Origin of the sequence: Schaalia radingae (assembly GCF_900106055.1) — a bacterium.
GTDB classification, from domain to species: domain Bacteria; phylum Actinomycetota; class Actinomycetes; order Actinomycetales; family Actinomycetaceae; genus Pauljensenia; species Pauljensenia radingae_A.
In genome coordinates this window covers 2161843-2174482 of the sequence record NZ_LT629792.1, presented here as the reverse complement: position 1 = coordinate 2174482, position 12640 = coordinate 2161843, and the positions used below count along the sequence as shown (strand labels likewise).

General features: G+C 60.9%; 12 protein-coding genes. 6 read left to right on the top strand and 6 right to left on the bottom strand.

Annotated elements, in window-relative coordinates:
* The first annotated feature begins 32 nt into the window (after positions 1–32).
* Together BLT69_RS09570 and BLT69_RS09565 are read left to right on the top strand one after the other, a co-directional pair.
* Positions 33–653, top strand: a complete 621-nt coding sequence (locus BLT69_RS09570) for a hypothetical protein (protein ID WP_092648909.1) — start codon at positions 33–35, stop codon at positions 651–653.
* 216 nt (positions 654–869) lie between these two features.
* The gene (locus tag BLT69_RS09565) at positions 870–1538 is read left to right on the top strand and encodes a CDP-alcohol phosphatidyltransferase family protein (RefSeq protein WP_257590319.1); all 669 of its coding nucleotides are present in this window, start codon (positions 870–872) and stop codon (positions 1536–1538) included.
* On the opposite strand, the gene BLT69_RS09560 is transcribed toward BLT69_RS09565, so the two are convergent.
* The 6 genes from BLT69_RS09560 to BLT69_RS09535 form a co-directional block, all read right to left on the bottom strand.
* On the bottom strand, positions 1535–2419 hold the full coding sequence (locus tag BLT69_RS09560; protein WP_092648908.1) for a hypothetical protein: 885 nt from the start codon (positions 2417–2419) through the stop codon (positions 1535–1537). The genes BLT69_RS09565 and BLT69_RS09560 overlap by 4 nt on opposite strands.
* A 309-nt stretch (positions 2420–2728) precedes the next feature.
* Positions 2729–5299: a DEAD/DEAH box helicase gene (gene sftH, locus BLT69_RS09555; RefSeq protein WP_257590318.1), complete on the bottom strand. Its 2571-nt coding sequence runs from the start codon at positions 5297–5299 to the stop codon at positions 2729–2731.
* Entirely contained in the window at positions 5292–5771 is a 480-nt protein-coding gene (locus tag BLT69_RS09550; RefSeq protein WP_058237452.1) for a YbjN domain-containing protein, read from the bottom strand. The genes sftH and BLT69_RS09550 overlap by 8 nt, the downstream gene beginning before the upstream one ends.
* Positions 5768–6223: a hypothetical protein gene (locus BLT69_RS09545; RefSeq protein ID WP_058237451.1), complete on the bottom strand. Its 456-nt coding sequence runs from the start codon at positions 6221–6223 to the stop codon at positions 5768–5770. The genes BLT69_RS09550 and BLT69_RS09545 overlap by 4 nt, the downstream gene beginning before the upstream one ends.
* A 70-nt stretch (positions 6224–6293) precedes the next feature.
* Positions 6294–6782, bottom strand: a complete 489-nt coding sequence (locus BLT69_RS09540) for a YbjN domain-containing protein (protein WP_058237450.1) — start codon at positions 6780–6782, stop codon at positions 6294–6296.
* A 2-nt stretch (positions 6783–6784) separates the two neighbouring features.
* Positions 6785–7258 (bottom strand): hypothetical protein, encoded by a 474-nt coding sequence (locus BLT69_RS09535; protein ID WP_157886400.1) that lies wholly within the window; start codon positions 7256–7258, stop codon positions 6785–6787.
* A gap of 279 nt (positions 7259–7537) precedes the next feature.
* Between BLT69_RS09535 and BLT69_RS09530 the strand changes: the two genes are divergently transcribed.
* From BLT69_RS09530 to BLT69_RS09515, 4 genes are all read left to right on the top strand, one after another.
* The gene (locus tag BLT69_RS09530) at positions 7538–8575 is read left to right on the top strand and encodes a phosphatase PAP2 family protein (protein ID WP_070725260.1); all 1038 of its coding nucleotides are present in this window, start codon (positions 7538–7540) and stop codon (positions 8573–8575) included.
* Between the two features lie 330 nt (positions 8576–8905).
* Positions 8906–10759: a ribonucleoside triphosphate reductase gene (locus BLT69_RS09525; RefSeq protein ID WP_092648906.1), complete on the top strand. Its 1854-nt coding sequence runs from the start codon at positions 8906–8908 to the stop codon at positions 10757–10759.
* A complete protein-coding gene (locus BLT69_RS09520) occupies positions 10756–11568 on the top strand; it encodes an anaerobic ribonucleoside-triphosphate reductase activating protein (RefSeq protein ID WP_092648905.1) in 813 nt (270 codons plus the stop codon). The genes BLT69_RS09525 and BLT69_RS09520 overlap by 4 nt, the downstream gene beginning before the upstream one ends.
* 117 nt (positions 11569–11685) lie before the next feature.
* Complete coding sequence (locus tag BLT69_RS09515; RefSeq protein WP_092648904.1) at positions 11686–12630, top strand: variant leucine-rich repeat-containing protein; 945 nt, start codon at positions 11686–11688, stop codon at positions 12628–12630.
* Positions 12631–12640: the final 10 nt, after the last annotated feature.

The following is a 12640-nucleotide window of genomic DNA, read 5'->3' as shown; positions in this document are numbered from 1 at the left end:
ACTCATTGAGTCGCATGGAAGGCTGCTAAAACATGAGGAGACTGTGGCGGTATGCACTGGTCACCATTGGACTTGTTTCACTGGGGCACTTGAACGGATGCGCCGTCACGTCGGGACAGTCGGAATCATCCATGTCGGATTCGACGCAGTGCATGCAATCTTCCGATGATGACCAATCCAAGGAGGTCAGCACCATGAATATTGACTTGCCCAGCGGGTGGGTCATCCGTGAAACTCCGGATAATCCGACAGTGGATTATCGGATTGAAGCGTCCACTGATCCGGATTCAAACGCAACGGCCGAAGTTGTGCGCTACCACATTTTCGACTGGGGCGACATCGATACAAAAGAACCTCGCTCTGATCCGATGGAACTGATTCCAGATCCTGCTGACATGCGAGAAGACAGAATCAAACTCGCTGAGGAGAACTCTCGCGTGTCCAACACTGAGGCATTGCCTGATCGGAGTATCGACGGCTGCCAGGCCACGGGACTGACTTTCGTTGCGGATGAGGATGAGGGTGCTGTCGAGACCATGATTGTGTACGTGGCTCGACCTGATGGCATGTGGGTGATGACCCTTCGAAGTGCGCCGAACGAGGCGCTGCCGCACGAACTCGTGGCCGCCCTCGACACCGTGACGTGGAGCTGAACGCGCCGCGCAGGTAACCGGAGCCGATCATCTGGCTCCATCGCAGGTGATGTGCCCAACGATCGCCGGAATGAGCAGTTTTTTCGTGTATTGTCTCGTTCAGCATCGTTGTAGGCAACAATCGAGGGAAACATGAGCGCAGACACTCACGCGGTGAACGAGACACAGTGGTCCATTGAACGACGAGTGACCGTATGGTGCATCCATGCTTTCACCATGAGCGGTCTGCTTTGGGCACTGCTGGCAGTCGACTCACTGCGCTCTGGCGACATCAAGATGATGTGGCTGTGGCTGGGAATTGCGCTGATTGTGGACGCTGTTGACGGGCCAATGTCACGCGCGGCTGACGTGACGAAAGTGGTCCCGTGGTTCTCTGGCGTGATGATGGATAACGTCGTGGACTATCTGACGTGGACATTCATTCCAGCGGTGTTCATGTTCCTTTACATTCCGCTCGGGCCGGGCAAATGGCCAATCCTTGCTGCAGCACTGGTCCTCGGCTCATCCATGTTCTGTTACGCCAACACGAAGATGAAGTCCTCGGACTGGTATTTTGTAGGGTTCCCGGCAGCGTGGAACGTCGTCGCTATTATCATGTGGTTGTTCGCGACGCCCTGGTGGTTCAACTGGCTGATCGTCGTGATTTTCACCGTGCTGGCCGTTATCCCGTTCAAGTGGATCCATCCCTTCAGAGTCACTCACCTGCGCATCTTCAATGCCACTGCCGCCGCCTTGTGGGTCGTGACAACTGCGGTGATGGTGGGGTTGTACCCGGCTCGCCCGCTGTGGCTCATGATCGTGTGGCTCGTGGCTGGCGTGTGGCTGATGGTCGTCAGCGCAGAACGTACCGTACGAGGGCGCCCCTCCAAACGCCACGTGTCCTAATCAGGCTCGATGCTGGAGAGCTGGCGATTGGCACGCCGGTCCAGCCAGTACTTGAAACCTTCGAGCACGAAGGCAGAGGCAATCAGCAGTGCGATGATCACGATGACGTACCCGGGGTAGTCTTTTCCGTTGAGCCCGAAGTACACGTAGGGCGCGACGAAGGTGATGACGGTGACGGCCAGTCCTGCCATGCGTTTGAGGAAATGCGCGGCCGTCACCATCGTGAGCACGCCCCACGTGTAGGGAATCGCCGTCGTCAGGTCGATGAGCCACAACAACAGAAGCGAGCCGTGGAATTCGCGCACATACGACACGGGCAACACGCGCAGCGCCGAGTAGATCAGCACAACCGCGTAAGCCAGGAACTTCGGATTCGTCAGTATTCGCGTGACCATGAAACGGTGTTGTAGGCGGATACCTGCCTGCGTGAGGCCGCGGTAAGTGGAAGCTGAAACCAAAAGTGCATCCAGGCCCGTGAGGGCATGGTGAAGGAACGCCAGGTCCTCAGGTCTGCCTCGTTCCAGAAGGAATGGGATTAACAGACGCGGGGCTACGCCGATGGGCTGGCATTGCTGCCCCTCGTAGGTCTGCACGGGTCCGAGCTCGTGGAGCAGGTCGGGGGCCAGCCACTGTTCCCAGTGCGCGCGATCGGTGGGTGTCATCATCAAAAGCCAGAGCCGTTCGCGTTTTCGTACCGAGTCACGCAGCGTGACCTGCAGTTCGCGGATATTGTCAGGGCGAGTGGGATCAATGACGCGGGAGAATTCGCGGACGTGGCGATCCCGCAGGTCGCCTGTGCGTTCGACACCTGCAGCTCCGCGCACGGACACCGGGTCGAGGCTGATGTCGCTGGCGAATGAGATTCCCAGAAGAAGATGCACCTACACACAGTACATGTCGAGACCTCTCGCGCGGCAAAAGGTGCGCCGGTAGTGGCGTATCTGCGAGGCTGAAGTGTTGGAGGTAAGCAGACGCGATGTGCAGACGCACTGAGGGGCCGGTCAGCAGACCGGCCCCTCAGGCATCCCATCAACACAGTGCGAGTCTAATCGAGAAACAGCTCCCTTGAAACAGTCGCTATAGAACCTCGTTGGCTCGATGGTGTCAACACTACGGGCCCTACCTTGGAATAGCTTTGAGCGAACCTTAAAAATCCCTGTGAATTTTGGTCCTGTGGTGAGGTCCTCGACTCAGGATCGGACGGTCGCGGGGCAGGAAGACGAAGAATCGGGAGAAGCAGACGGTGTGGGCGAATCCGAGGGCGCCGCCTCCTCCGGCGGGCAGTGACTGGCCAGGAACTCCAGCACCGCGATCGCGCCGGCCTTCGACAGCGGCTCGTTGCCGTTGCCGCACTTGGGAGATTGCACGCACGACGGGCACCCGTCCGAACACAGACACTCCTGCAGGCGCGTCACAGTTGCCTGCACCCACCGCGCAGCGTGCGCACACCCGTACATCGCGTAACCAGCGCCGCCGCGATAGGCATCGAACACGAAGACGGTAGGCGCGTCAGTGTCCTCGTGCAGTGCGGTCGACAACCCGCCCAAATCCCAGCGGTCACAGGTCGCCAGCAGCGGTAGCAGTGCAATCATCGCGTGCTCAGCGCCATGCAAAGCGCCCGGCAGTTCAGCTTGCGTCAGGCCAATGCTGCGCAGTGCACCGGGAGTTAGAGTGAACCACACGCCTACGGTCTCCAGCGTGTGGGACGGCAACGAAAGCTCGCGGTTACGGATGAATTCCAGGCCCGGAAGTCGAAGCAGGTCGTAGTCAGTGACTCTAGTGGTGACGTCAACCTCGCCGGTGTGCCACGTGACCGCGCCATCTGCACTGTGCCACTCCTGGGATGTACTTACGATGGAGACAGCAACGTGTTGTTTCGCGCGGGTGCGCAGCTGCGTTGAGACAGGTTCGACGAGGGCGACCCGTCCGCCGTCACCAGGTGACAGCGGTGCCAGGCTCAGTACGTGATAGGTGCGCCCTTGATGCAGGTAGATGGCATCTGGAAAAACCTGAGCGTCGGCGGACCCCTCGTCGACTGTGCCGATGACGGTGCCGGTGGCCTGATCGATGATCTGGACTTCGCCGCCGCCCCCTCGTAAATCGGTCAGATCAGCTGCGCGGTCGCCGCGCGTGACATCCCAGTACCACCCTGCCGGGCGGCGCACCAAAAGCCCCTGATCAGCCAGGTCATCGAACATAGAGGTGTCACCGTCAGGCAGACCGAAGCAAGCGGCATCGTCAGCGGTCAGCGGCAGCTCCTGAGCGGCGGCACACAGGTGAGGCGCCAGGACCCACGGATTGAGCGGATCAATGACCGCGGCTTCAACCTCCCGGGTGAGTTCGTCGGGGTGATGGATGATGTAGGAGTCGAGCGGATTGTCGCTGGCGATGAGAATCGAAAGGCCGCGCGCTCCGGCCCGACCGGCACGGCCCACCTGCTGCCACAAGGATGCGCGCGTACCCGGCCAGCCGACAGTAATGGTCGCGTCCAGTCCGGACACGTCCATGCCCAGTTCCAGTGCATTTGTCGTGGCGACCGCCCTCAGCTGCCCAGACCGCAAAGAACGTTCCAATGCTCGGCGCTCTTCAGGCAGGTATCCGCCCCGGTAGGAGGCAACGGACCCAACCAGCGGAGACAATGAGGCAGACAGTATGTCGCGCACATGCGCCGCCAGGGTTTCAGCTCCCACGCGTGAGCGCACGAATGCCAGGAGACGAGCGCCACGCTCCACCAAAGCAGCGATGAGCGAGGCAGCTTCGGACGTGGCGCTGATACGCCACGTGGACGGTGCCTTCTCCAGCACGACCGGCTCATTGTCAGCCAGCGCGTCCAGGAATGCGTCAATGGGGATATCGTCCGGGTCGGGGCGCAACGCAGGCTGCCACAGTATGAGCTGATGCTCACCGGCAGGTGAGCCGTCCTCGGTAATGGCGCAGATGTCCTCACGCCCCGTCATCTGACGGGCGACATCGTGAGGGTCACGCACAGTGGCGGACAACATGATGACGGTGGGGTTCGCGCCCAGGTGGCGGGCAATACGCAGCAGGCGGCGAATGACCAGGGCAATGTGGGAGCCAGTCATGCCGCGCCAGTAGTGCAGCTCATCGATGACGATGTAACGCAGGGAAGCCAGCAGGCGTGTCCACCGCTGATGGCCAGGCAGCATGACGAAATGCAGGTAATCAGGATTGGTCAAGACGATGTCGGCATGTGCGCGCGCCCAGTCCTTCGCCTCGCGTGGTGTATCACCATCCGCCGTACTCACGCGCACTCCCCACTGCGTGCCCTGCGTCGTGTTGATCCACTTGTGCAGTGCGCTCAACTGGTCGGCGGCAAGCGCCTTCGTGGGGGACAGGTACAACAGTGTGGGCCGGTGGTGTACTTCGGAGATACGCGCCGGCCTGTCGGATGCGGCGTGGTCGGCCAGATCGGACAGAATCGGCACCCATGCGACCAAAGACTTCCCGGAGCCTGTCCCGGTAGCAACAACTGTGTCCTGCCCGGCGTGCACGGCGTCCAGTGCGCGCCGCTGGTGCTCCCACACGTGCTCGATACCCAGGTCAGCGCCTGCGTGTGTGACGGAGGGGTTGATCCACCCAGGCCACGGTGCGGTGCGTGCCGGTCGTGCAGGAATGCTGTGAACGTGGACCAGCCGATCGTCACGCGCACCAATGCGCTCCAGCATCGCAAGAAGGTCGTCGATGCCCGCGCTCAGGGACGAGGGCGCCCTCGTCGAATCGGCACCTGCGACATCAGCCATTGGGACACGACGTATGGGTGAATGCTTGACGCATGTAGGCGATGGCTTCGAGGCCGGCGCTCACCCCTGCTGCGAGGTTGTCGGACAATTGAGCGTCCGTGAGGCCGCACTGCGTGTCAACGGTAAAGTCAGCGCACACCTGGACGTGGTGATCGGGGCTGTTCATCGTGTAGACGGTGGGAATGAACTTCTCACGATTCCACCAGTCGGATGCGGCAAAGAGCTGCTTCTTGCACCGATCAGGCTGCGCATCGGTATCCCACACCGCGCGAACACACAGGAAACGCTCGCTCGCATCGAAGGAGAAGAGGAAAGGAACCTCCTCGATCACTACTCCGGCTGCCTGATCTTTGACGAGGACACCCAGCTCGTATGTCAACGCGTGGGCGCAGCTGATGACGCGATCCAGGCTGACCGGTGTGGGGCGCGCGGAATCCGCTGAATCAGGCACTGAATGCAGCGACGTGTTCATTGTGCCTCCTCCTCGCGTTCCCATGTGATGAATTCGGGCAGTGTTGCCTCCAGATCGTGGAAGAACGACATGGTCATCGCCATCGAGGTTTCGTAGAACGTGGAGAGCTGCTGGTCGGTCAGACCTGCTGACGTGAGGATGGCGCATTCGGTGTGGAGGCCGAAACTCGTCTGATCTTCCAGGGGCGCCAGGTAAGCCTTGGGTGCCGTACGCATCGAATTGCAGGCTTCGATTTCACATTCGAGTGCGTAGAACTGAGCGTCGTTGCGTGCGATGCCTCGCCAGATGCCCCGCATGATCAGCACATTCGGATACGTCGCATCCCACAGGTAAATCGCGTTCGGGGTGGGAACGACGAGTTGGTTGTTTTCCCAGTCATCAAAATGCACGTGATTGCCCGCAAGCAATGTGCGTATGCGCTGGACATCAATGGGACGGGACAACGCAACCATGACGACCTCCTCTGGCTCAGGACGAGTGGCGGATACGTGGAAAAGTGGGCGCACTGGCATTGCCAACACCCTATGACACGTCATCGCTTTCAGCGCGCTGAGATGTCGGGGCCGTAGTGGCTGGCGGCTGGCTTACGCCGTCAATGAAGTCCAGAGCCTGTCTGCCGCCCTTGAGCCCGACATTGACATTGGTTCGAAGCTGCGCATCTGACAGGCCGTGTGCTGTTGAGACGCGTAGGCGGGTAAAGACGAAGGAACGATCCTGAGCATCGGTCTGGACGAACGCCGTGGGTGTCACCCGCTGCGCATTCCACTGGTTGGCTCGTTCAATTAACGTGCCAGCCTGGCGCGAAAAGAGGCGTGTGATCAGGCGCGCAGCACTGACAGTCAGCCACGGATCGTCGCCCTCGGAAAGGGAGACGAAAAACAGGTCACTGCCAAGTCTGACCTGAAGCTGTGTCGGGTTGGATGCGGAGGGACGCGGATGTGTGCCCACGTCGCGCAGTGCGCGCTCAATGCGATCCAGGTCGACAGGAAGAATTGCAGGTGCGTCAGACATGGTCAGCGATCCTCCTCGTGCGGCGCGTCCACATCCCAGGTCACCATGTCCGGCAATTGGCGTTCGAGGGCGTGCAGAACTTCAGCAATGGATGCCACCGAGCGCGTGATGAACCCGGTCAGCTGTTCGTCGCTGGCGCCGTCCGCAATGATGAGGGTCGTCTCGGCTACGAGCTGGTATCCCTCATCGTCAGCCAGTGGCACGATAAAGAGCTTGGGGCTGAACTCGACTGGATTGATCTTGGCGGCTACCAGTTCAAGTTCGGTGCGGCTGTCTTCATCAGGAGCTTCACCGCGCCAGTGAGCGCGGATACGGAAGAAATCAGGGTGGGACAGATCCCAGGAGTAGAACGCGTTTTGTTCCAGGCTGGTGAACACTGCGTCATCGGTTGAGGAGGGGCGGAAATCGACATGAAGATCCGTCAGAGTCCGGTCCAGTCGGGTCGATGTGACGGGCGACGTCTGTGATGGTGACACGCTCATCCCTCCCTTGCCAGCTGCCGATGCATTTTCATCATATGCGCTTATCGTGCCGTTTCCTGAGCGAGGTGCCCAGGCCTCATTTTCTTCATCCTACGTGAGGGAAAAGAGGGCGGCAGAACTTCGTTGCGAAGAGCCGCAAGATCCTACATGTCTAGACGAGTGTGACTCGCGCGCTTGGGCGGCGCGCGGCCGTGAAACCGTGCTCGGAAGTTGGCGCATCATGGAATACAGTTTCTATCGGGAATGCTCAACACGAACCGAGGAGTAAGCGAGATGGCCATGCCTGACGAGCCTCGCCCTGACGTGCGGCAGGTGCCCGAAGATGGTGCTGGTCAGCGCGCAGCCGGACCACCGGCCTCATCCACATCGCCGTCCGCGTCCTACCAAATCGGGCCATCATCTCGCCCGGCGCAGCAGTGGGCCGCCCGCCCGGATGGATACAGCGCACGGCTGTTCCGCCGGATTGTGTCAGCCGTGGTGTATATCGTCGTGATCGTGGTGACGATTCGCGGCGCCGTCTTCACGGCAGTTGGGCAGGCCTGGGATACGGCATTGATGGAAACGCTGGCCACGTGGCGCCCCACTGTTGCGCCGGTGGGCCGCATCCTGGTTCACCTGGCCTCCTGGCAGGCCGTCGTTGTCATGTGTGTCGTTGTCGCGGTCGTTGCGATTGCGCGCAGGCGGTGGCACCTGGCCGTGCGTGCCATCATCGTCGTCGTTGCGGCAAATCTGACCACGCAGCTGGTCAAACTCCTGATCGCGCGACCGGATCTGGGATCGTCGATCCACATCGCAAACTCACTGCCCTCCGGCCACACAACGTTTGCCGCATCCATCGCGCTCGCCCTGGTCATCGTGGCGCCTCGATGGGTGCGCACCCCGGCCGCCTACGTCGGGTGGATCTGGACCACGCTCATGGCCATGACCGTCATCATGTATGGTTGGCATCGCCCTTCCGATGTTCTGGTCGCAGTGCTGGTGGCCGGCACATGGGCGCAGCTGCTCGCACCCGTTGAACACCGCAGGCGGCACGGCGTGATGGCGCGGCGCATGTTGTCCTTCTTCTGTGGCTGCGCGATCATCTTCGCGCTCCTCATCGCATGGTATTTCATGCCCAACGTCGACATCGTCTCGCACTTTGCGCCGGGCGCGTGGGACCTGGGTTACGCACAGTTCGTTGCCAGTGACCCGGCGCGCACCAGGTGGCTCGCCCTGGCCGTCATGTTCATGCTCAGTGGTATCGCGGGGGCTGTGATGTGCGAGGTGGACCGCCTGTCGTGGGCGCAGCCGCAATCTCGCAACAGTCGGTGAAACAGCGGGCGCGGTCGCCCTCGTCAATGACAACACGCACAAAGTGACCGACGAGGGGGACGCTGTGCAACGCCCACTGGGCGAGATGGGGACTTTCGGCCCATGCTCGACGAGGGAATCAAAGCTGACGCATGCGACACGCCGAACCACGACATCTAGTGGGTGGAATTTAAAACGGCAACTAGATATGGTGTTCACGCAACGTCGACAAGGACGACGGCCTGACGCCGCAGCAGCCCGAGTGCGGGCTGTTTTCCCTGTGACGAAACCCCCGACGCGTGGCGGGCTTTCCGCGCGTCGACCCCACATCAAGGCAGAGGAGACTGAACCGTGCGCTATGACGTAGATGCCATCAGCACAATTGATGAATACCTGGAACGCTCCGACTGGCGCGTCAATGCGAACGCAAACCAGGGGTACTCCCTGGGCGGTTTGATCCTCAACGCCTCCGGCAAGATGGTCGCAAACTACTGGCTGGAAAAGATCTATTCACCGGAAGCCGGTGAAGCGCACCGCTCGGGAGCCCTGCACATTCACGACCTCGACATGTTCTCCGGGTACTGCGCAGGCTGGTCGCTCAAACGCCTCATCCAGGAAGGCTTCAACGGTGTGCCCGGTGCGATCGCCTCGGCCCCACCCAAACATTTCTCCTCTGCGTGCGGTCAGATCGTCAACTTTCTGGGCACGCTGCAAAACGAGTGGGCCGGTGCGCAGGCGTTTTCATCTTTCGATACCTACATGGCGCCATTCGTCCGCCTCGACAACATGACGTACGAGGAGATCGTCCAGTGCATGCAGGAACTGATCTTCAACCTGAATGTTCCTTCACGCTGGGGCTCGCAGTGCCCGTTCACGAACCTCACGTTCGACTGGACATGCCCCGACGATCTGATGGATGAAGCTCCGCTGATTGGCGACGAGATCTGCGACTTCACCTACGGCGACCTGCAGCATGAAATGGACCTGATCAACCAGGCGTTTATCGAAGTGATGACCGGGGGAGACGCTGACGGACGCGTCTTCACGTTCCCGATCCCGACGTACAACATCACCAGGGACTTCGACTGGGATTCGCCCAACACGCTGCGCCTGTTCGAAATGACCGCGAAGTACGGCCTGCCCTACTTCCAGAACTTCATCAATTCCGATCTGGATCCGCATATGATCCGATCAATGTGCTGCCGATTGCAGTTGGATCTGCGCGAACTGCTCAAGCGCGGCAACGGCCTGTTCGGGTCGGCCGAGCTGACCGGATCGGTGGGCGTGGTCACGCTTAACATGGCGCGTCTGGGCTACCTGTACAAGGGTGACCTGGACGGACTGATCGGTGCGATGGACCAGCTGATCGACATTGCCTCCGACACGCTGGAGCGCAAGCGCGAAACCATTTCCTACCACATGGAACACGGCCTGTTCCCCTACACGCGCCGCTACCTGGGGTCACTGGATAACCACTTCTCCACCATCGGTGTGAACGGCATGAATGAGATGGTCCGCAACTTCACCGACGACCAGATGGACATCACGGATCCGCGTGGACGCGAGATGTGCGAAAAGATCCTCGATCGCGTGCGCGACCGCATGGTTCAGCTGCAGGAGTTCACCGGTCACATGTACAACCTGGAGGCCACCCCTGCCGAAGGTACGACGTACCGCTTCGCCAAGGAAGACCGCAAACGCTACCCCGACATCCTGCAGGCCGGCTCCGCCGATCAGCCGTACTACACGAACTCCTCGCAGCTGCCCGTCGGCTACACCGACGACCCATTCCAGGCTCTGGAAGAGCAGGAAGTGCTGCAGGGCAAGTACACGGGCGGCACCGTGCTTCACCTGTACATGGGGGAGCGTGTCTCATCTGCGAAGGCCTGCATGGAAATGGTCCGTCGCTCTCTGACTGCTTTCAAGGTGCCGTACGTGACAATCACGCCGACCTTCTCGATCTGTCCGGTCCACGGGTATCTGGCTGGCGAGCACTTCACGTGTGAACGCTGCGCGGATGCCCACCCGAACAGTGCTCCGCAGACGTGTGAGGTGTGGACACGCGTCATGGGCTACTTCCGCCCCGTCCAGTCTTTCAACATCGGCAAGAAGGGTGAGTACGCCGAACGCACAATGTTCACTGAATCAGCCGCCTCTCAGCACGGCGAACTGGTCAGCGCCTTTCCTCCCGTCTCCCTTTCATGAAGGACGAGGCAGGCCGCGGGCGCCTTGTCAACGCCGACGACCTCCAAATAGCTGGGCTCACCCCGATGTCAACGGTGGACTGGCCTGGCAAGCTGGTCGCATCGGTGTTCTGCCAGGGATGTCCGTGGCTGTGCCCGTACTGCCATAACCACGCGATCATCGATCCGACGATCCCGGGCGTGGTCGCATGGTCATCGGTGGAGGATCTGCTGTCACGGCGCCGCGGACTGCTCGATGGCGTGGTGTTTTCCGGAGGGGAGGCCACACGCCAGCAGGCGCTGATACCGGCGATGCGTCGGGTGCGCGAGATGGGATTCCTGATTGGTTTGCACACCGCAGGGCCGTATCCGCATCGCCTGCGTGATGTGCTGTCTGAGGGCCTGGTTGACTGGGTCGGGATTGATGTTAAAGCGATGCCGGACACGTATCAGGTCGTGGCGGGACGCCAAGGTGCCGGTACGAAAGCGTGGGAGGCACTGGACGTGCTGCTCGAGTATGCCGAACGCAGCCCAGGCGCGGATAGCGCTGGTTCGGCTGGCGACGAGGGTGATGACGGTGCGCGCTCGCGGTCGGTGGATTACGAAGTGCGCCTGACGGTGTACCCCGATGGGCCGCGTGACGGTTTGACGGTGGCGAGAGAGGCGTTCCGGCGCGGCGTTCGCCGTTTTGCCTTGCAGCAGGCCAGGGCGATGGGTGCGCCTGACGGTTTCCGCTCCGACGCGGTGGGGTGGGATGACCAGGTTGAGGCGCTGGCCCGCGAGATCGAACAGATCGGGTTCGACACCTTCGCCTATCGGCCCGCGCACTGAATAGGTGAGTGCGGTGACCTCGGACAATAGGGCAGAGTTCGCCCGCGCGATCGTCAGGCGTGCAGCGGTGCGCTAGGCTTGTCAGCAACACCATTGGAGCTGATGGAGGCAAACGCGATGAACAATCAGTCAGATCCTCGCAACCTGCATCAACTGGCCGCTGACCCCGGTACGGATTATGAGACGCTGAGGGATATCGCCTACCGTCACCCGGAGCTGCGTGCCGTCGTTGCTCAGAATCCGCACACCTACTCGGGGCTGCTCGAGTGGTTGGGATCGTTGGGAGATCCCGCGGTGGACCAGGCGCTTGCCCAGAGGCGTGCATACGGACAGCAGGGAGTGGGGCGTTTTCCACCTGTTTCTCAGGCGGCGTCCGGTACGGCCGCCCTCGACCAGGCCAGCCGCCAGCAGGGGAATCGAAGCGGTGAATCTGATGGATCGTCGCAGTCCAGAGTGGGACTGGTGCTCGGAATCCTTATCGCCATCGCTCTTGTGCTTGTGGTGATCTCGATCGTGGTATTCAAAGGGATTTTCCCCTCCCGTCCGGTTGATCCCAGCCCCGCGCCGGCTCCGCAGTCGTCTGCGCAGTCGACCGAGCCTGAAAGCAACGGGGCAGCTGAAGAGCAGTCGGAGGCCGAACCAGAGCAGGCTCAGTCAGATGAACAACCGATCGTGTACCCGGCACCGGCGGGTGCAGTTCAGGCCGGCGAGATCATGGCGCCCTCGGGCAATATTGCCTGCACCCTGTCCGACGAAACTGTCTCATGTGTCATTGTTGATGACGATTACGCAGCTGCCGGAGTTGAGAGCTGCGGTGACCGGCTGACAAATCTGGTTGCCACCGCCGAAGGAGTTTCGCGCGAATGCGTGGAGTCCGCACAAGGTGGTGGGCAGGCCCTTGAATACGGCAAGTTTGCAACCAGTGGTGACGTCGCATGTCAGTCGACGCAGAACGGCATGAGCTGCTGGAACGTGAAGTCCGGAGCTTCATTTGCCCTTGCCCGTCAAGGATGGATGGTCGGGGAGCAAGGCCCCATCGGTGAAGACCAGTTCAGGTGGTGAGTATCGATAC